Below are 18,953 nucleotides of genomic sequence, written 5' to 3'. Positions count from 1 at the left end.
CCCCGCGATTTCTGAGCGCCGAGATGGAGGCGTACAGTCTCAAGCTGTGACAAATCCATCCCAGGCCCCAGCCACGTTCGATTTCGGCGCCATCAAATGGGCCTACATCGGGCTCGTGATCGGCATGTTCACCGCGTCGATCAGCCAGACGATCGTCAGCCCGGCGATCCCCCGGATCGTGGCCGACCTGGGTGGCCTGGCCTGGTACTCGTGGTTGTCGACGATCGTCATGCTCGTCTCCGCCGTCATCACTCCGATCAGCGGCAAGCTGGCCGACATCTTCGGCCGCCGCCGCTTCTACATCATCGGCCTGGTCCTGTTCATGATCGGCTCGATGCTGTCGGGTCTGGCGATGACGTTCGGCTTCCTCATCTTCGCCCGCACCGTCCAGGGCATCGGCATGGGCATCCTCATGCCGCTCAGCCAGACGATCCTGGGTGCCATCATCCCGGCGCGCCAGCGCGGCAAATACCAGAGCTACATGGGTGCCGTGATGGGCGCCTCGCAGGTGGCCGGGCCGCTGCTCGGCGGATGGGTCACCGACGTCTCGAGCTGGCGGTGGCTGTTCTACATCTCACTGCCAGTCGGGCTGGCGGCGCTGGTCATCGTCGTGCGTCACCTCCACGTGCCGGAGCTCTCCATCCCCGCCAAGATCGACTACGCCGGCATCTCGACGATGACCGTGGGCGTGTCGTCGACGCTGCTCGGCATCAGCCTCGGCGGCGCCACCGGATGGCTGACCCCCCAGGTGCTGCTGCTGCTCGGCGTCGGCGTTACCTTCGTCGTCGCCTTTGTCCTCATCGAGCGCAAGGCGGAGGAGCCCATCGTCCCGCTCCCCCTGTTCCGCAACTCGGTCTTCACCGTGTCCACCGTCGCGGCGTTCTTCATGAACATGGGCATGATGGCCGTGCTCATCTACATCCCCGTCTACGCGCAGGGCGTGCTGCGGATGACGGCCACGGAGTCGGGCCTCATCCTGATGCCGATGAACGTCGTCCTCTTCGCCATCGGCATCGTGGTGGGCAACCTCATCACGAAGACCGGCCACTACAAGGAGTTCGCCGTCGCCGGCGGGGTCTTCCAGATCGTCGGCGCGCTGCTCATGCTGCGCTTGGACGCCGCGAGCTCCGGGCTCGAAGTGGTGGTCTCGACGGGGGTGTTGGGCTTCGGCTACGGGCTCGCGTTCCAGATCTACATGCTCGCGGTGCAAAACGCCGTGCAGCGGCGCGACCTCGGCACCGCCACAAGCTCGCTGCAGTTCTTCCGCAACATCGGCAACACGCTGGGCACGGCGATCGCCGGCACGATCATGACCACGCACCTGATGTCGGGCATCGAATCCCGCCTCACGCCGGAGCTGCGGGAACGCATCCCCACGGGCGGGCTCGACCCCAACGCGGTGCTCAACCCGGGGAAACTCGCCTACCTGCCGGTGGAGCTGGCCGACATCATGCGCGCCTCACTGGCCGACGCGATGCACGCGGTCTTCCTGCTGCTGCCGGTGCTCACCGCATTGTCTCTGCTCGCCACGATCTTCATCAAGCCCCTCAAGCTCCGAGACACCCTCGCGCAGCCCGAGGACCGGGGCCGCGAGATCCTGGACTCGACAGCGATGTCCAGCCCCGACCAGGAGCGCATGCTGTCGCCCGAGGACGAGCACGCGCGGCGGCGCGAGCGGATCATGGGGGCGCACCTCGTCCTGCTGGCCGAGCAGGTGCACGACGACAACCCCATCCTGCGCGACGCGGTCGCCGACTTCGGCGGCGGGGACCTGGAGCGGGGCATCCAGATCCTTCGGTCCACCGGCACGCTCCTCCTGACCGAGGACCCGGCGGTCATGGACGAGCACGAGGCGTTCGCCGTCGAGCTGTCGAAGCGGGGTCAGCAGCAGCGGATGCTGAGCGAGTCGGTCACCGCCCGTCTCGACGCCGTGGCCGAGTTGGTCTCGCTGCACCGCGCCGGCACCCCGACGAAACCGCGCATCGACACCCCCGACGGGATCGACGGGGCAGGCCTTCGCCGCGCGCTGATGATGCTCGACAGCGCGCTTGTGGCTGACATCGCGACCCGCCGCTGGGACGACACCCTGCTTTGAGTCAGGTTTCGCCCTGAAGAAACGTGGTGCCAGGGCCTATACGGCGCCCGAGGCACGTTTTCTCAGGGTGAATCGTGGCCGCCAGCGCCACTCTGCCTGAGCAGGGTGTGCCGCAGGGCGGGTTCCAGCGTGGGGTGCGTGAACTCGAAGCCCGATGCGAGGAGCTTGTCCGCGCTCACCCGCTGGTCGGTGTCGATCAGCTGGTCGTACCCCTCGTCGCCGACGATGAGCTTCGGCCCGAACGACGGGGTGGGCAGCAGCGACGGCCGCTGCAAGACCTTGCCCAGCGTCTCGGCGAACTTCGCGTTGGTGACGGGGTTTGGCGCCACCGCGTTGATCGGGCCCGACAGATCGGGCGTGAACAGCGCATGCACGTAGGCCCGCACCAGATCGTCGATGCCGATCCAGCTCTGGTACTGCTGCGCCTTCCCCAGCCGACCGCCAGCCCCGACGAGGTAGAGCGGCACCTGCCGCTGGAGTGCGCCGCCGGCGTAGCTGAGCGCGATCCCGGTGCGGACGAACACGGTCCGCACCCCCGCGTCCACAGCGGGCGCCGCAGCGGCTTCCCACGCGTCGACGACGTCGGCGAGGAATCCCGAGCCGCGGCGCGACTCCTCGGTCAGCAGCTCGGCTGGGCGGCGGGCGCCGTAGAACCCGATGCCGGACGCCTGGATGAGCGCCGCGGACGATCCCCTGTCGCGGAGGGCGTTGGCCAGGGTGGATGTGCTGTCGACCCGCGACTGCAGGATCAGCTTCTTGTTGCGGTCGGTGAACCGCCCACCGATGGTGTGGCCGGCGAGGTTGACCACGGCGTCGGCCCCCGCGATAACGTCGGTCGGCACCTCACCGGATGCGGGATCCCAGCGCACCTCGTCGGGCGCTTCTGGGGTGCCGCGGACGAGGCGAGTGACGTCGTGGCCCGCCATCTTGAGCAGCGCCACGAGCTGCGTCCCGATGAGGCCCGACGATCCGGCGACGACGATGCGCGACGGCCTGGCGGCCAGCCGTTCGACGAGCGCGAGGTCGGCCTCGGCCTGGTCAGCGAGGAAGGTTAGCTGGGCCTGGAACGCGTCACCGGTGGACGCGGGGTAGTCGCCGGAGACGCGCTGCTCCACGCGAGTGCCGCCGTCGCCGGAGTCGGTGAACCTCGTCTCCTCAGTCCACCGCGATCGCCCGTGTTCGAGGGCGACGACGATCCTCTCGCCCGGCTCGACGACGTCGAGTCGCGCGGTCACCGGGCGCAGCTTGAGCAGCGACGCTCCGGGGATGGCCGACATGAGCGGGTGCGACGGCTGGAGCGTGACGGTGTCGCCCACCTGCCGCGCGTCCCGGTCGCCGCCGATGACCTCGCCCCACCCGGGCGGGCTCAGCCGTTCGTGTGATCCGGGCCGCAGCCACCAGTCGAAGACACGCTCGCGGGGGAAGGGAATGTCGGACGCGCGTTCGATCGGCTGGTTCATGAACCAAGAGTAGGGCGCTGGTCGGCCCCCTGAGCAGCTCGCGAGGAACGAGTGAGCGTCCGTCGAAGGGTAACGACCCCGTTCCCTACCGCCGCCCCTGATCCCAGAGGGCGGCGACCACGCTCACGGCCGTGACCCTTCGACAAGCTCAGGGACCAACGGACGACAAGCTCAGGGACCTGGAGTAGCCGCAGGACCGTTCAGAGCGCCGCCTGGGTCAGGAGGGCGTCCACGTCGCGGATCAGGACGCCCCGTCGGCCGCGGAGCTCGATCGATCCGGCGTCGACGAACTCCCGCAGCCGGCGGCTGAGCGTCTCGGGGCTCGTGCCGAGGTACGATGCGACGTCCTTCTTCGCCATCGGCAGTTCCACCAGCACCCCCTCGTCGCTCTGGCGGGAGGGGAGATCGAGGAGGTAGGCGGCCAGCCGCGTGCCGACCTCAGCGCCCCCCATGGACGCGAGCATCCGCTCGGCGTTGGCCAGCCGCTCGGACTGGATCTGCAGCATCCGCAGCGCGATCCCCGGGTAGCGCGCCACGAGCCGTGCGAGGTCGTCGTGGTCGAACGTGCAGAGCTGCGCATCAGTGTCGGCGTAGGCGTAGTGGGTGGGGCGACGGCCGAGCACGAACGCGTCCTCGCCCACCACGTCGCCCTCCCCCAGCACCCGGACCACGTGTTCGCGACCGTTCGGCAGCAGATGGACGACGCGCACCCGCCCGGAGTGCACAACGAGGAGTCGACGTCGGCTGCTGCCCGCCGTCATCACCTGCTCGTTGGGCGACGCCATCACCGGGCGCGCGAAGTCGGCCACCTCCCGCTGCTCCTCGGGGGTGAGTCCCCGGAAGATCGGCACCTTCGCCACGCATGTGTCTTCGCTCATGGGTCCACCTTGCCCGACTGTGGAAATCGCGGCTTGATCTGCGTCAAGGAGTAATCCGACGTCCCCGCCTACCTTCGAATCATCCGCACCCCGCGGACCAACGAGAAGGAGGAGCCATGCTCACCACCACCACCCACACCACGCTCCGGGCCGAGGGCTTCAGCTGCCCGTCCTGCGTCGCGAAGATCGAGAAGGGCCTCGGCCAGCTTCCGGGGGTCAGCGCGGCCACGGTCCACTTCGCGTCGGCCCGCATCGAGGTCGATCACGACCCGGCCGTCACCTCCGTCGACGACCTCGTCGCCGCCGTCGGCAAGCTCGGCTACGTCGCCCGCCCGTCGGCTTTCTGAGTCGGGGAGAGCAATGAATGCACGCACACGCCGTTGGGCGATCCCCGCCGTCGCCGGCACGCTGATCGTCTCCGCCCTCGTCGCAGGGCGTCTCAACACCACCGTCGGCGACCTGCTGATGCTCACCGCGGCCGTCGTCGCCGGCACCCCCGTGGTGATCAAGGCCTACCGAGCCCTTGCCGTCAGGGTGGTCGGGATCGACCTGCTGGTCGCCGTCGCCGCGATCGGCGCCGTCGCCATCCGCAACTTCTGGGAGGCCGCGGCCGTCACGTTCCTGTTCGCGCTCGGCCACTCGCTGGAGAGCGCGACGCTGGCGAAGACCCGGTCCGCCCTGGCTGAACTGGTCGCGCTCGCCCCGACCACGGCGACGGTCATCCGCGACGGCGCCCAGGTCGAGGTGCCCGCCCACGCCGTCGGCGTCGGCGAAACCGTCATCGTCAAGCACGGCGGCCGGGTGCCGGTCGACGGCACCGTGACGGCCGGGCAGGCCGCCGTCGACGAGGCCGCCATCACCGGGGAGTCGATCCCAGCCGAGAAGAGCCCCGACGACGACGTGTACGCCGGCACCATCGTCGCCGACGGCTTCCTCACGCTCACCGCGACGGGAGTCGGCGCCGACACGACGCTGGCCCGCATCATCCACCGCGTCGAGGAGGCCCAGGACGCGAAGGCCCGCACCCAGCAGTTCATGGAGCGCTTCTCGAAGTGGTACACCCCCGGGATCATCGTGTTGTCGCTGGTCGTTGGCCTGGCGACGATGAATCTGGAGCTCGCGCTCACCCTGCTCGTCATCGGCTGCCCCGGCGCGCTGGTCATCTCGGTGCCCGTTGCGCTCGTGGCCGGCATCGGCCGCGCCGCTCGCGACGGCGTCCTCATCAAGGGCGGCGAGTTCCTGGAGACCGCCGCGAGGATCGACGTGGTCGCGCTCGACAAGACCGGCACCATCACGCGCGGCGAGCCGGAGCTGATCTCGATCCTCGCGCGCGACGGGTTCTCCGACGACGAGGTGCTGTCCTGGGCAGCCCGCGCCGAGGCCGGCTCCGGGCATCCGCTCGCCGTCCCCGTCGTCGCTGCCGCCAGGGACCGCGGCCTCGCCGTCCCCGCGGTGCCGGACGACGTCCGCACGGTCCCCGGCCACGGGGTCGTCGCCACCGTCGACAGCAGGGAGGTGGCGGTCGGCAACCTCGCGCTGGTGGGTCATGAACCCTGGGCGGACCAGGCCGCTGATGAGCTTTCCGCCGCGGGGCTGACCCCGCTCCTGCTGGCGCTCGACGGCACGGTCGTCGGCGCGCTGGGAGTGGCCGACACCATCCGCGACGGCGCCCGGGAGCTGGTCGAGGAACTGCGCGCCATCGGCGTCAAACGGGTCCTCATGCTGACCGGCGACAACCAGCAGGTGGCCGATGCCATCGCCCGTCAGGTGGGCATTGACGAGGTGCGCGCCTCTCTGCTGCCCGACGACAAGCTGGCCGTCATCACCGATCTGCAGAGCCAGGGCCACTCGGTGGCCATGGTGGGTGACGGCGTCAACGACGCCCCGGCGCTGGCCGTCGCCGACGTCGGGATCGCGATGGGCGCGGCAGGGTCTCCGGTGGCGGTGGAGACCGCCGACATCGCGCTGATGGCAAGCCGGCTCGACCGGATCCCGCACGCGCTCGGCCTCGCCAAGAGGACCGTCGGCGTCATGCGCTCGAACATCGTGATCGCTCTGGCGACGGTGGGTGCGCTCCTGGCTGGCGTGCTGTTCGGAGGCGTGACCATGGCGATCGGCATGCTCGTCCATGAGGCGTCGGTGCTGGTCGTGATCGTCAACGCGATGCGGCTGCTGCGGCCGACACCCTCTCCACCGAGCCGTGTACTCGCCTCAGACCCTCTGGAATTGCGCTCGACGCAGGGTCTCAGCGTGGCTACACGCTCAGAGGTGTCGTCGAGCGCAACGTGAGAGGGTTGGGGGTCGATGGTCAGCCCGCGTCGCTATCCAACAGGCGGCGGACGTCGCCGACCGTCGTCCCCTCCCCGTCGGCCCACCGCGGCTCGTCGTCCGAGAGGAGGGCAAGCATCCCCGTCAGCTCGTCGGTGGCCAGCTGGTGGAGGCGGAGCAGCTCCCCGCGCGCGGTGGGCCGGGCGGGGAGCGCCGCCTCGACGGCGATCGCGCCGTCGTCGCTGGTCACGCCGTTGGCGAGGATCCCGGCCCAGAAAAGCCGGGTGCGGGTGAGGTCCCACAGGTCGTCGTCGGTCACCCCACGAGCCTACTGGCCTGGCGTCAGCGGCCGTACCCCTCGATCGTCTCGATGATCGCCGGGCGGAGCTCCGCGGGGGCGATCACCCGGTCCACCGAACCCACGGCGACGGCGCGATGGATGTTGTGCACGCCGTCGAACTCCGCCGCCACCTCGGAGATCTTCTCCGCCCGCACGGCGGCCGTCGCGTCGGCCAGCGCGATCTGCAGCTCAGCCTTCCGCTCCGGCGGCGCCGCGCGCAGCTCCGCCTCCAACTCGGCCACGCGGGTGTCGGCCGCCGTGCGCTTCGCCACGTCGCCGGCGAACACCACAGCCGCGGCGGGGGCGCCGCCGATGACGGAGGCGAATGACCCCTCGATCGCCAGCACCGTCATGTTCTCGTTCAGTGTCTTGGAGAACACGACGAAGGCGCCGCCGTGGTAGCGGGAGATCACGACGAAGACGATCGGGCCGTCGAAGTTGACGATGGCACGCCCGATCTCGGCGCCGTACTCGAGCTGCAGGTTGCGCATCGACTCCGGGGAGCCGTCGAAGCCCGACAGGTTGGCGAGCACGACGAGGGGGCGGTTGCCCGAGGCCGCGTTGATGGCGCGGGCCGCCTTCTTCGACGAGCGGGGGAACAGCGTGCCGGCGGTGAAGGTGTCGGGGCCGTCGGTGGGCGGGAAGCCCGCTCGGACCACCGGCTTCGACTCGATGCCGAGCACGCTGACCGAGTGGCCGCCGATCCGGGCGTCGACGACGACGGCGGTCTCCGCGTCCGCCATGCCGGCCCAGCGCTCGACCCGCGGGTGGTCCTGGTCGCAGACCGCCGCGATGACGGTGCGGATGTCGAACGCCTTCTTCCGGTCGGGGTTGTGCTCCACGGAGAAGATCTGCCCGACCGTCGCGAAGTCGCTGCCCGCCGCCACGTGCGGGAAGTCCGACACGTCGCGATCCGACGGGTCGGTCGTCTCCGCGCGACGCGGACCGTCCTCGCCCGCGGCGACGTAGGTGCGGTCGTAGTGGCCGAGCAGGATGCCCATCGCAGCGCCGAGGTTCGGCGCCCAGTACTGCGCCTGCCCGTTCGGGCCCATGACGCGGTCATAGCCGCCGATGCCGTAGTTGTCCTCCGCGGACACGCCGCCGGAGAAGTCGAGGGACTGCTTGCCGGTCAGCACCATCGCCGAATCCGGCGTCATGACGAGGATGCCCTTGGTGTGCATCAGCATGGTGGCCTCGGCGTTCCAGTACGGCTGCGCGCCGACGTTGATGCCCGCCACCACGACGTTGATCTCGCCGCCGGCCTGCGTGAACTCGACGATCCGCCGCAGCGCGGCACCCACCCAGTCCATGTTCTCCGTGCCCGAGTCCATCGAGATGCGCGCACCCGAGCTCAGCGTGAACCATTCGACCGGCACGCCCATCTCCTCGGCCAGGTCGATGGCCGCGATGATGCGGGAGCACTCCGGCTCGGCCACCGCGCCGAGTCCCTTGGTCGGGTCGCCGGACAGCACAATCCTCGTGACGCCCTCAGGGTGCAGCGCCGTCGGCGTGGTCACGCGGGCGCAGATGATGCCCGCCTTGTTGCGGCCCGGCTCGCGGTCCACCTCGACGAGGCGACCGGATTCGTCGAGGTCCAGCTCCGTGAGGGAGCCGCCGTCCCCGGCGAGGGCCTCGGACAGCTCGTAGGGGTAGACCAGCCCGCGACGACGGGCGCGGAGCACCTTGCCGGCGTAGTCGTCGAGCGGCTTGAGCGGCTCCGACGGCGGCGCGCTGACCGTGGTGGTGACCCCGGCGCCCGGAAGGGCGTGGAACTTCACCGCCAGCGCGACGACGTCGTCGCCGCGACGGAAGCGACCCTGGCAGAGCACCTCCTCAATCCCAGCGCCGTCGGAGAGCGGCGTGATGCGGCTCTGCAGCGGCTGGATGTCGGCGATGTCGAGGTCGATCTCGGGCCAGACGTGCACCCAGACGTGGTTCATGTCGAGCTTCGAGCCGGCCGACCCACGCGCCGACCGCGTGCGGCGGATGGCCTCGAGGCAGTTGGCGACGGCCCGCTCGGCGTGCGGCAGGCCGACCAACTCGCCCGCCTCGTCGCGCACGACGGCGAGCTGCCGGACCTGCGCCATGGCGACCAGGCGTCGGTCGTCGGGGTTGGACTTCGCCACGCATTCAAGCAGCAGGACGTCCTCGGGGGCAGGGAGGCGGGTGGTGTCGAAGTCCCGCAGGCGCCACAGGTCGAGCCGTCGCCCGGCCATGGGCGGCAGGCCCGCGATCGTCGCGTCCTCCCACGGCTGGCCGTCGGTGAACCGGAAGGTGCGGTACTCGACGTGCCCGTCCGGCTGGCACACGCCGACGGCGACGCGCTGGACGGCGGCGTCCCAGGCCCAGCCGCGCAGCAGGTCCTGCAGCGCGGTGCCCAGGTCGTCACTGGAGGGGCGGTCCGGCCACAACAGGTAGAGCTCGGCCACGGCGTCGTCGCCCGGCTCGCGGGCGTCGAACTCGCTGGCCAGGAGCCGCTCGAGCGCGCCGCCGGGGGCGGCCTCGTCGATCGTCCCGACCGTCCCGACGAACCGGCGCGGACGCTCGTTCAGCAGGTAGCGGGCGGTCACCACCGCGCGACCGTCGACGGTGCGGTGGTCGATGTCGCCCATCCCGTACTCGGAGTAGTACTTGTGCAGCAGCACCTCGAGCATCGGCTCGCGCTCGGGCGTGCCGCGGGCGAGCCGCCGGGCCAGCGACCCGACGGTCCACTCGTGAATGCCGGCCAGCCGCCTGATGCGCGCGTCGTAGTCAGGGGCGTCCGGCGAGGCGGCGAGCGCGTCCACCTCGTCGTCGACGCCGGCCAGGATCGCGGCGCGCTCGGCGTCGACCTGCGGCTGGTCGAACCAGCGGAACCTGACCGAGCGCGCCAGGTCGCCGACGGCGGGGAACCGCAGCTGCGTGGCGCGGACGAGGCGCTCGAGGTGGTCCCGCGCGGCATGGTTGCGTCCACCGTTGGGCGCGGGCTCGCCGATCCAGCGGTCGAGGATCGCCAGCACGATCCCGACATCGGAAGCCATCCGCTTCTGCGCCACGAAAATCCGCAGCACCGCCTCCTCGAGCTCGGGGGTGCGGTCGAGCGACTCGACGCCGTAGTGGCGAAGCACCCGGCCGAGGCGGTCGACGAACAGGTCGGGCAGCCCGGCCCGGGCGGTGTCGAGCGTTGTCAGGTAGCGGTGGAAGTGCTCGCGGTCGGAGTGGACCCGCAGCTCGGTCTGCGCCTCCTCCCCGAAGGGGCGGTTGCGGCTGAGCTCCGCAAGGTCGGCGAACAGCGCGATCAGCTCGATCTCGCCGCCGAGCACGTCGCCTCCGTCGGCGAGCACCTCGTCGCGGACCTTGAGGTACGCCTGCAGCGTCCTGGCGGTGGGGTCGACGTCGTAGCCGAGCAGCGTCGCCGAGAGGTCCGCCTGGAGCCGTACGGCGCGAGCCTCCGCGCTGGCGACGACGGCCGGGCGCGGCAGGTCGACGGCCGGACCTTCGGCCGCGGCCTCCTCGGTGCCGTCGCCGAGCGGTTCGAGCCGCACCAGCGGAGCCATCGTCTCCACCTGGGAGCCGGTGATGACGTGGAGTTCCTTCACCTTCGCGGCGAAGGGGGCCGGGATGACGGTCTCCATCTTCATCGATTCCAGGACGATGACGGGCGCGCCGGCCTCGACCTCGTCACCGACGGCGACCGGCGTCGCCACCACGAGCGCCGGGGCCGGCGAACGCAGCACGCCGCCCTCGTCGCGGGAGACGCGGTGGGTCACGTTGTCGACCTCGATGAGGTGGACCGGGCCGTGGGTGGCGCTCACGATGCGGTGATGCTGCTCCCCCACGGTGATCCGGCCGTGCACGTCGTCGAGGCGCTGCAGCGAGGCCTCGACGGGCTGGCCGTCGACGGTGACGCGGTAGCGCTCGGGGCCCGTGGCATAGGCGACGACGTTGTGCACCATGCCACGGAGCTTGAGGTCGACGGCGCCGCCCGGCTTCAGCTGCGTCTGCGGGCGGCCGCCGTGGGCGGTGGTGAGCAGGCGCTCCGTCTCGATCTGGAGGTTCTCCTCGTAGGCCTCGATGGCGGCGACCACGAGCGCCACGCCCGCGTGGGCGTCGGCCACAAGACCGCCGTCGGCGCGGACCCGGTCGATCCACCCGGTGTCGGCCCACTCGATGGCCGGTTGCGTCCCCTCCGCGCGCCTGGGGGTCGCCCGAGCGGTCGTCGGCCCGGTCACCTCGGGCTGATCCAACAGCTCGAGGATGAAGCTCTTGTTGGTGGCGCCGCCCTCGATGACGACGGTGGTCTCCCCCATCGCCCGCCGCAGCCGGCCGAGCGCCTCGGCCCTCGTGCGGCCGTGGGCGATGATCTTGGCGATCATCGAGTCGAAGTCGGCGGGGATCGTGTCGCCCTCGGCGACGCCGGTGTCGACGCGGATGCCGGGGCCGGCGGGTAGATCGAGCCGGGTGATGAGCCCCGGTGCCGGTGCGAAGTCTCGGTCGGGGTCTTCGGCGTTCAGGCGCGCCTCGACGGCGTGGCCGAGCTCGGTGGGGCGCTCGGCGAGCTCCTCGCCCGCGGCGACGCGGATCTGGGCTTTGACGAGGTCGAAGTCGCACGTCACCTCGGTGATCGGGTGCTCCACTTGCAGACGCGTGTTCACCTCGAGGAACGCGAAGAACTGCTCGCCCGGGTGGTAGAGGAACTCGACGGTGCCCGCGCCCTGGTAGCCGACCGCCAGCGCGAGTCGTTCGGCCGAGGCCTTGAGCTCGGCCACCTGGTCGGCGCTGAGGAGCGGGGAGGCGGACTCCTCGATGATCTTCTGGTTGCGGCGCTGGATGGTGCAGTCGCGCACGCCGAGTGCCCAGGCGTTGCCGTGGCCGTCGGCGATGACCTGCACCTCGACGTGGCGGGCTCCGGTCACGAGCTTCTCGAGGAAGACGACGCCGGAGCCGAACGCGCGCTCGGCCTCGTCGCGCGTGCGGTGGTAGGCGTCGACCAGCTCGTCGGCCGATTCGACCTTGCGGATGCCGCGGCCGCCACCGCCGGCGGTCGCCTTGAGCATGAGGGGGTAGCCGATGGAGTCGGCGGCCGCGAGGGCGTCGTCGAGGCTGTCGACGCCGCCGCGCGACCACGGCGCGACGGGGACGCCGACCTCCTCGGCGATGAGCTTGGAGCCGATCTTGTCGCCCAGCTTGCGCATGGCGTCGCCCGACGGTCCGATGAAGGTGATGCCGAGGCTCTCGACGAGGTCGGCGAAGGCGGCGTCCTCGGCGACGAAGCCCCAGCCGACCCACACGGCGTCGGCGCGCGCCTCGGTGAGGATGCGGGCGAGCAGGTCGTGGTTGAGGTAGGGGCGCTCGGAGGCGGGACCGATCGCGTACGCCTCGTCCGCCTCGCGGGCGAACATGGCCGAGCGTTCGGCGTCGGTGTAGAGCGCAATCGTGGTGATCTGGTCCTGGTCTGGATGCTCTGCGTTGAGGTCGCGCACTGCGTGGATGAGCCGCATGGCGGCCTCGCCCCGGTTGACGATGGCGATGCGCTTGAACAACATTCCTCCTGGGCAGAGCACTAGACCCGGAGAAGACCGGGTGTTGTCAGAATTCCTCATGAACCGGGGTGAACGGGCGACGGCAACGCCCAACGTCGTCGGAGAAACTTTGTGAGAGCCCGACAATCCAGGCGCCCATCTGCTCCCTGAGCAGGGCCGGCGAGCGCAGCGAGCAGCCCGTCCGTCGAAGGGTCACGACCTACCACCTACCACCGCCCCCGACCGCAAGGGCGGCGACCACAGTCCCGGCCGTAACCCTTCGACAAGCTCAGGGAACGAGGACGACAAGCTCAGGGAACGAGGACGACAAGCTCAGGGATCATGAGAGACCTCTCAGGTCCACCTCACCCTCTACCACCGGCGCCTGCCCTTTGATGGACCTATGCACACCGCCTCCCGCGCGCAGGGGAGCAGGCACACTTGGGGCATGACCGCGCCCGCGACCGCCTTCGCCCCGACGGCGACGATCCGCGCCCGGATCATGTGGACGATGGTGCTGCTGGCGGTGGCGTCGCTCATCACGTCGGGTGTCGTCGTGGCCGTGCTCCAGGACCGCAACATCCACGCCAACGTCTACGCGCAACTGAGCCGGTCGAAGGACGAGCTGCAGGTACTCGCGTCGCGCGGCGTCGACCCCGCCACCGGAGCCGCGTTCACCGGGCCGTCACAGCTCCTGCAGACGTACCTGCAGCGCACCGTGATCGGCCCCGCCGAGGGCGAGTTGGCCTTCGTCGACGGCAGGGTGGCGTGGGTGACCGAAGACGCGGCGCTGAGGCCCGAGAACGACGAGCAGCTCCTCGCCATGGTCACCCCGCTGGCGACGGGGAATCAGATCGTCATCGAACGCATGCGCACCGACCAGGCCCACTACTACGTGCTGGTGGCGCCGGTCATCTTCCCGAATGAGTCCGGCGCGCTGGTGCATGTCCACGACCTCGACGCCGCCGAGGCCGAGCTGCGGCGCACCATGACGTCCTACGCCGTCGTCGCCCTCATCACCATCGTCGTCGTGGTCCTGTTGGCCTGGTTCGCCGTCGGCAGGCTCCTGAAGCCGATCGAGCAGCTGCGCGAGGCCGCCGAATCCATCGACGAGCGGGACCTGACCTCCCGAGTCCCGGTCCACGGCCGCGACGATCTAACCGCGCTCTCGGTGACCATCAACCACATGCTCGACCGCGTGCAGCGCTCCGTCGAGAGCCAGCGTCGACTGCTCGACGACGTCGGCCACGAACTGCGCACCCCCATCACCGTCGTGCGTGGACACATGGAGCTCATCGACCCGGCCGATCCCGCCGACGTCGTCCAGACCCGCGACCTCGTCATCGACGAGGTGGACCGCATGAGCGTGCTGGTCAACGACCTGCTGATGCTCGCCAAGGCCGGCGAGAGCGACTTCGTCACTCCCCAGTGGTTCGACCTGGCGACGCTCACCGACCAGACCTTCGAGAAGGCCAGGACGCTCGGCAACCGACGCTGGAGGCTGGAGCGGGTGGCGTCCGCCGAAGCCTGGTTCGATCCCGGCCGGATCACACAGGCCTGGCTGCAGCTCGCGGCCAACGCCGTCAAGTACTCGGACGAGGGCACCGCGATCACGCTCGGCTCCGCGCTGCACCGGGGCGAGGTGTTCCTGTGGGTCAAGGACGAAGGCATCGGCATCGCGCCCGACCAGCTGGAGACGGTCCGCGAGCGGTTCGGCCGAACGCGAGAGGGCGCGTCGCACGCCCAGGGCGCAGGTCTGGGGCTCAGTATCGTCGAGAGCATCGTCCGGTCCCACGGCGGGCGGCTGGACATCGAGTCACGCGAGGGTGAGGGGTCCACCTTCATCATCGTCTTTCCCCTCGGTCCGAAGGAGGACGTGTGAGCACCATCTTGATCATCGAGGACGAGCCGAGGATCTCGGGCTTCATCGCGAAGGGCCTGAAGGCGGCCGGGTTCACGTCCCACCAGACGGCCTCCGGCGCCGAGGGGGTGGCGCTGGCCGTCCATGGGAACTTCGACCTGGTCATCCTCGACGTCGGGCTGCCGGACATCGACGGCTTCGAGGTCCTGGAGCGGATCCGGGGGCAGGGGGTGAGCGTCCCGGTCATCATGTTGACCGCGCGTTCGTCGGTCGCCGACCGCGTGGCCGGCCTTGAGGGTGGGGCCGACGACTACGTCCCGAAACCGTTCTCGTTCGAGGAGCTGCTGGCCCGCATCCGGCTGCGTCTGCGCGCGGACTCCTCCGCCGGGAGCGCGTCGGCCACCCAGTTGAGCCATAACGGGCTTGTTCTGGACTTCCGCACAAGGAAGGCGCAGGTCGACGGCGAGTGGGTCGACCTGTCGGCCCGCGAGTTCACGCTCGCCGAGACCTTCCTGCGCAACCCGGGCCAGGTGCTGAGCCGTGAACAGTTGCTGAGCAACGTCTGGGGCTACGACTTCGACCCCGGCTCCAACGTCGTCGACGTCTACGTCCGCTACCTGCGCGGAAAGCTCGGGAAGGACCGCTTCGAGACGGTCCGCGGGATGGGCTACCGCCTCATCTGACCACCACGAGCGGCCGCCACGTCGCCCTGAGTAGCGAGCGAGGAACGAGCGAGCGAAGGTCTTATGGTCTGTCAAGTGGTGTGGGGGAGGTTGTTGAGGTCTGTTTGGAGGGCGGTCCAGAGGTCTCGGGTGACGTGTCGTTTGAGTGCTCGGATGGCTTCGGAGCGGGTCTTTCCTTCGGATACTCGGCGTTGGATGTAGGTCTTGGATCGCGGGTCGGTTCCGAGGCGTCCGATGACGACGCGGTGGATGACGCTGTTGGCTTGCCGGTCGCCCGAGCGCGACAATCTCCACCGGCTGGACTTTCCCGATTGAACGGGCAGTGGTGCCACGCCGACAAGTTTGGCGAACGCGTCACCGGAGGTGATCCGGCCGGGGTGACCGGCGGTGATCAACAACTGGGCAGTGGTCACTGGCCCGACATGATGCTGGGCCAGCAGGGTCGGCGCGATCGGGGTGAGGATCCTGAGCAGTTGCGCATCGATCTCGACGATGGCCCGATCATGGTCGAGGCAGGCACGGGCGAGGTCCCTGAGGGCGAGTTTGTAACTGTTGACAGGGTCGTGGAGACGAGTCAGGTCGGGACGCCACGCGGCGATCCGGGCCCGTTTCTGGGCCGAGTTCAACCCCCGCACCTGGTCAGCGAGGTCGTCGGGACAGGTCACCAGCATCCCGCCTACACGGCCCCAGGCCCGCTGCCTGGAGCTCCGGTGATGGGCCCGCAGCACCATCAACGGTCGTAGCGCGGCGATCGCGGGATGATAGTGCTTGGCTAGGCCCTTCTGGGTGCCGGCCGCCGCCGCGGTCGCCGCCCGGTACGCGTCGAGCTCATCGGTCTTCCCGTGCCGGGCCCGGTCACCTCGTTCGGTGTGGTTGATCTCGATCACCTCGATCCCGGCAGCATGCAACACGGCGGTCAACCCGGCACCATAGGTGCCGGTCTGTTCCACCCCGGCCCGCGAGACCCTGCCATGACCCACAGCCCAGTCCAGCAACTCAAGATAGCCGGCCGGGGTGGCCGGGAACTGCTGGTCAGCCACCGGAGCACCGGTCGCCGCATCCACCAACGCCGCGCGATGGATGTCCAGATGGGTATCGATACCCACCACCACCGATCCTGATGGGGGGTTGCGGTGACCGCGCGTGTGTGATGTCTTGTACATGTTGCCTCCCTCAAGGCTTGTCACTATCAGCCGGGAGGGATGGCTCAGCAGGCCGGGGACCGGAGCACTACAGAGATGAGCCCCACACACGCGGGGCACGGTCTTATCAAGCTACCGCCCCGGCCTGACCCATCCCCCAACCCGCACGCGGGGTCAGACACCGGCCCGGATCTCCCAGGGATCAACGAGGCAGGGCACATCGCAGCAACGCCCTCCAGGGCAGTATCGAAGACAGCCACCACCACAAGACCACCGGAAAGCCCGGCACCCTCATCCTTGCTGATCCCCGGGAAACCCGGTACCCCCAATCCTCTCTGTATCGAAGGGCTACCCACGCATCCCGCTGACTAGGGACAGCGGCCCAGTCACGAGCCCTTCGATACACGGCCCCTCGTCCCTCGGGGCCGCTACTCAGGGGAACGTACAAACACACCCCTCGTCCCTCGGGGCCGCTACTCAGGGGGACGTACAAACACACCCCGCGTCCCTCGGGGCCGCCACTCAGGGAAACGGCCTAGTCATCGTCATCATCGTCATCATCGTCATCGTCGTCATCGTCGTCATCGTCGTCATCGTCATCGTCGTCGACGTACACAGGCTTCGGCTTGGGCTTGGGGACGGGCTTCGGCGCGACCGTCTGCTTGGGCGGGGCGGGGGACGCGGCTGGCGGAGGGGCGACGACGGCGGGCGACTGCGTAACCTCCGCCGACGGCGTCGGAGACACAGAAGGTGTCGGCGAGGCCGACGGAGACGGCGTCGTGGGTGCGGGCGACGGCGAGACGGACGGCGCAGGCGGCACCACGGTCACGACAATCGCCGGCTCGCTCGCCGGGGCTAGGGGCGGTGCGGCGATGGCGGCGGCAAACCAGCCCGCGAGCACGGCGCCGACGATCACCAGCGCGATACCTCCCGCGCGAGGGATCTTCTCTCCCATCCGGCCTCCTCCGTCACAGCCCAGTACAGGCCACCCGCATGTGAAGGTAACGAACAGAAGATGAGAGCTTTCTCATCTGGAAGACTCAGAGGCCGGGGCGCTTCGGGATGCTCGACACCAGCGGCTTGTTGACTTCGGCGAAGAAGTCGTTGCCCTTGTCGTCGACGATGATGAAGGCCGGGAAGTCCTCCACGTCGATCTTCCAGATGGCCTCCATCCCGAGCTCCGGGTACTCCACCACCTCGACCTTCTTGATGCAGTCCTGCGCCAGACGGGCGGCTGGGCCGCCGATCGAGCCGAGGTAGAACCCGCCGTGGCGGCTGCAGGCGTCGGTGACCGCCTGCGACCGGTTGCCCTTGGCGAGCATCACCATCGAGCCGCGGGAGGCCTGGAACTGGTCCACGTAGGAATCCATCCGCCCGGCCGTCGTAGGCCCGAACGACCCCGACGCCATCCCCTCGGGCGTCTTCGCGGGTCCGGCGTAGTAGACCGGGTGGTCCTTCAGATACTGCGGCATCTCCTCGCCGGCGTCGAGGCGCTCCTTGATCTTGGCGTGGGCGATGTCCCTGGCGACGATGAGCGAGCCGGTCAGCGACACCCGCGTCTTTACCGGGTGTCGGCTGAGCTCGCCCAGGATCGATTCCATCGGCTGGTTGAGGTCGATGCGCACGACGGCGCCCTTGCCGGTGCCGGCGACGCCGTCGGTCTCGGCGTCGAGGTCGTCGTCGACGTGGTCGGGCATGAAGCGGGCGGGGTCGGTCTCGAGCTGCTCGATGAAGACGCCCTCGGGGGTGATCTTGCCGAGGCACTGGCGGTCGGCGGAGCAGGACACGGCGATGGCGATGGGCAGCGATGCGCCGTGGCGGGGCAGGCGGATCACGCGGACGTCGTGGCAGAAGTACTTGCCTCCGAACTGCGCGCCGATGCCGAGCTTGCGGGTGAGCTCCAGCACGTCCTGCTCGAGCTCGACGTCGCGGAACCCATGCGCGGCGAGCGAGCCGCTCGTCGGGAGGGTGTCGAGGTAGCGGGCCGAGGCGTACTTGGCCGTCTTGAGTGCGAACTCGGCCGACGTGCCGCCGACGACGATGGCCAGGTGGTACGGCGGGCAGGCGGCGGTGCCGAGACCGCGGAGCTTCTCCTCCAGGAACGTCATCATCGACGACGGGTTCAGGACCGCCTTGGTCTCCTGGTAGAGGTAGCTCTTGTTCGCCGAGCCGCCGCCCTTCGCCATGAACAGGAACTTGTAGCTGTTCTCGTGCCCGGGCGCGGTGTCGGCGTAGAGCTCGATCTGGGCCGGGAGGTTGGAGCCGGTGTTCTGCTCGTCCCACATCGTGATGGGGGCGTTCTGCGAGTAGCGCAGGTTGAGCGTGGTGTAGGCGTTGAAGACGCCGAGCGAGAGCGGCTTCTCGTCCACCCCGTCGGTCAGGACGTGCTGGCCGCGCTTGCCCATGACGATCGCGGTGCCCGTGTCCTGGCACATCGGCAGCACCCCGCCGGCGGCGATGTTGGCGTTCTTCAGCAGGTCGAGCGCCACGAACTTGTCGTTGGGCGAGGCCTCCGGGTCCTCCATGATGGTGCGCAACTGCTGCAGGTGGCCGGGGCGCAGGTAGTGCGCGATGTCGTGCATGGCGGTCTCGGCCAGCAGCGTCAGCGCCTCAGGGGCCACCTTGAGGAATCGCCGCCCGTCGGGACCCTCCACCGTCTCCACGCCGTCGGTGGTGAGCAGCCGGTACGGGGTCTGGTCGGCGCCGAGGGGGAGCATGTCGGCGT

At 69.7% G+C, this 18,953-nt stretch carries 12 protein-coding genes; 5 read left to right on the top strand and 7 right to left on the bottom strand.

Annotated elements, in window-relative coordinates:
- Positions 1-46: 46 nt before the first annotated feature.
- Positions 47-2,095 (top strand): MDR family MFS transporter, encoded by a 2,049-nt coding sequence (locus tag RPIT_RS14025; RefSeq protein ID WP_077344009.1) that lies wholly within the window; start codon positions 47-49, stop codon positions 2,093-2,095.
- A 62-nt stretch (positions 2,096-2,157) separates the two neighbouring features.
- Here the strand turns inward: RPIT_RS14025 and RPIT_RS14020 are convergent, their stop codons facing one another.
- On the bottom strand, positions 2,158-3,555 hold the full coding sequence (locus RPIT_RS14020) for a TIGR01777 family oxidoreductase (RefSeq protein WP_077344008.1): 1,398 nt from the start codon (positions 3,553-3,555) through the stop codon (positions 2,158-2,160).
- A gap of 200 nt (positions 3,556-3,755) precedes the next feature.
- Complete coding sequence (locus RPIT_RS14015; RefSeq protein ID WP_077344007.1) at positions 3,756-4,433, bottom strand: Crp/Fnr family transcriptional regulator; 678 nt, start codon at positions 4,431-4,433, stop codon at positions 3,756-3,758.
- A 116-nt stretch (positions 4,434-4,549) separates the two neighbouring features.
- Between RPIT_RS14015 and RPIT_RS14010 the strand changes: the two genes are divergently transcribed.
- Positions 4,550-4,780 (top strand): heavy-metal-associated domain-containing protein, encoded by a 231-nt coding sequence (locus RPIT_RS14010; protein WP_077344006.1) that lies wholly within the window; start codon positions 4,550-4,552, stop codon positions 4,778-4,780.
- 13 nt (positions 4,781-4,793) lie between these two features.
- A complete protein-coding gene (locus tag RPIT_RS14005) occupies positions 4,794-6,722 on the top strand; it encodes a heavy metal translocating P-type ATPase (RefSeq protein ID WP_077344005.1) in 1,929 nt (642 codons plus the stop codon).
- A gap of 19 nt (positions 6,723-6,741) precedes the next feature.
- Here the strand turns inward: RPIT_RS14005 and RPIT_RS14000 are convergent, their stop codons facing one another.
- A complete protein-coding gene (locus RPIT_RS14000; RefSeq protein ID WP_077344004.1) occupies positions 6,742-7,020 on the bottom strand; it encodes a hypothetical protein in 279 nt (92 codons plus the stop codon).
- A 23-nt stretch (positions 7,021-7,043) separates the two neighbouring features.
- On the bottom strand, positions 7,044-12,566 hold the full coding sequence (locus tag RPIT_RS13995) for an ATP-binding protein (RefSeq protein WP_077344003.1): 5,523 nt from the start codon (positions 12,564-12,566) through the stop codon (positions 7,044-7,046).
- A gap of 424 nt (positions 12,567-12,990) precedes the next feature.
- Here RPIT_RS13995 and RPIT_RS13990 point away from each other — a divergent pair, with 424 nt between their 5' ends.
- Positions 12,991-14,424 (top strand): sensor histidine kinase, encoded by a 1,434-nt coding sequence (locus tag RPIT_RS13990; RefSeq protein ID WP_077344002.1) that lies wholly within the window; start codon positions 12,991-12,993, stop codon positions 14,422-14,424.
- Complete coding sequence (locus RPIT_RS13985) at positions 14,421-15,086, top strand: response regulator transcription factor (RefSeq protein ID WP_077344001.1); 666 nt, start codon at positions 14,421-14,423, stop codon at positions 15,084-15,086. The genes RPIT_RS13990 and RPIT_RS13985 overlap by 4 nt, the downstream gene beginning before the upstream one ends.
- A 71-nt stretch (positions 15,087-15,157) precedes the next feature.
- Here the strand turns inward: RPIT_RS13985 and RPIT_RS13980 are convergent, their stop codons facing one another.
- The 3 genes from RPIT_RS13980 to RPIT_RS13970 form a co-directional block, all read right to left on the bottom strand.
- A complete protein-coding gene (locus tag RPIT_RS13980; RefSeq protein WP_077344000.1) occupies positions 15,158-16,249 on the bottom strand; it encodes an IS110 family RNA-guided transposase in 1,092 nt (363 codons plus the stop codon).
- Between the two features lie 514 nt (positions 16,250-16,763).
- On the bottom strand, positions 16,764-17,183 hold the full coding sequence (locus RPIT_RS13975) for a hypothetical protein (protein ID WP_077343999.1): 420 nt from the start codon (positions 17,181-17,183) through the stop codon (positions 16,764-16,766).
- 85 nt (positions 17,184-17,268) lie between these two features.
- The gene (locus RPIT_RS13970; protein WP_176789370.1) at positions 17,269-18,945 is read right to left on the bottom strand and encodes a fumarate hydratase; all 1,677 of its coding nucleotides are present in this window, start codon (positions 18,943-18,945) and stop codon (positions 17,269-17,271) included.
- Positions 18,946-18,953 lie beyond the last annotated feature (8 nt).

The organism is Tessaracoccus flavus, from assembly GCF_001997295.1.
Taxonomy (GTDB): domain Bacteria; phylum Actinomycetota; class Actinomycetes; order Propionibacteriales; family Propionibacteriaceae; genus Arachnia; species Arachnia flava.
The sequence above is the reverse complement of the archived record's forward strand: the minus strand, read 5'-3'. Positions and strand labels throughout refer to the sequence as shown.

Coding starts and splice junctions, on each gene's coding strand:
- RPIT_RS14020 (WP_077344008.1), bottom strand. CDS start 3,555: ATGAACCAGCCGATCGAACGCGCGTCCGACATTCCCTTCCCCCGCGAG.
- RPIT_RS14015 (WP_077344007.1), bottom strand. CDS start 4,433: ATGAGCGAAGACACATGCGTGGCGAAGGTGCCGATCTTCCGGGGACTC.
- RPIT_RS14010 (WP_077344006.1), top strand. CDS start 4,550: ATGCTCACCACCACCACCCACACCACGCTCCGGGCCGAGGGCTTCAGC.
- RPIT_RS14005 (WP_077344005.1), top strand. CDS start 4,794: ATGAATGCACGCACACGCCGTTGGGCGATCCCCGCCGTCGCCGGCACG.
- RPIT_RS13995 (WP_077344003.1), bottom strand. CDS start 12,566: ATGTTGTTCAAGCGCATCGCCATCGTCAACCGGGGCGAGGCCGCCATG.
- RPIT_RS13990 (WP_077344002.1), top strand. CDS start 12,991: ATGACCGCGCCCGCGACCGCCTTCGCCCCGACGGCGACGATCCGCGCC.
- RPIT_RS13980 (WP_077344000.1), bottom strand. CDS start 16,249: ATGTACAAGACATCACACACGCGCGGTCACCGCAACCCCCCATCAGGA.
- RPIT_RS13975 (WP_077343999.1), bottom strand. CDS start 17,183: ATGGGAGAGAAGATCCCTCGCGCGGGAGGTATCGCGCTGGTGATCGTC.
- RPIT_RS13970 (WP_176789370.1), bottom strand. CDS start 18,945: ATGCTCCCCCTCGGCGCCGACCAGACCCCGTACCGGCTGCTCACCACC.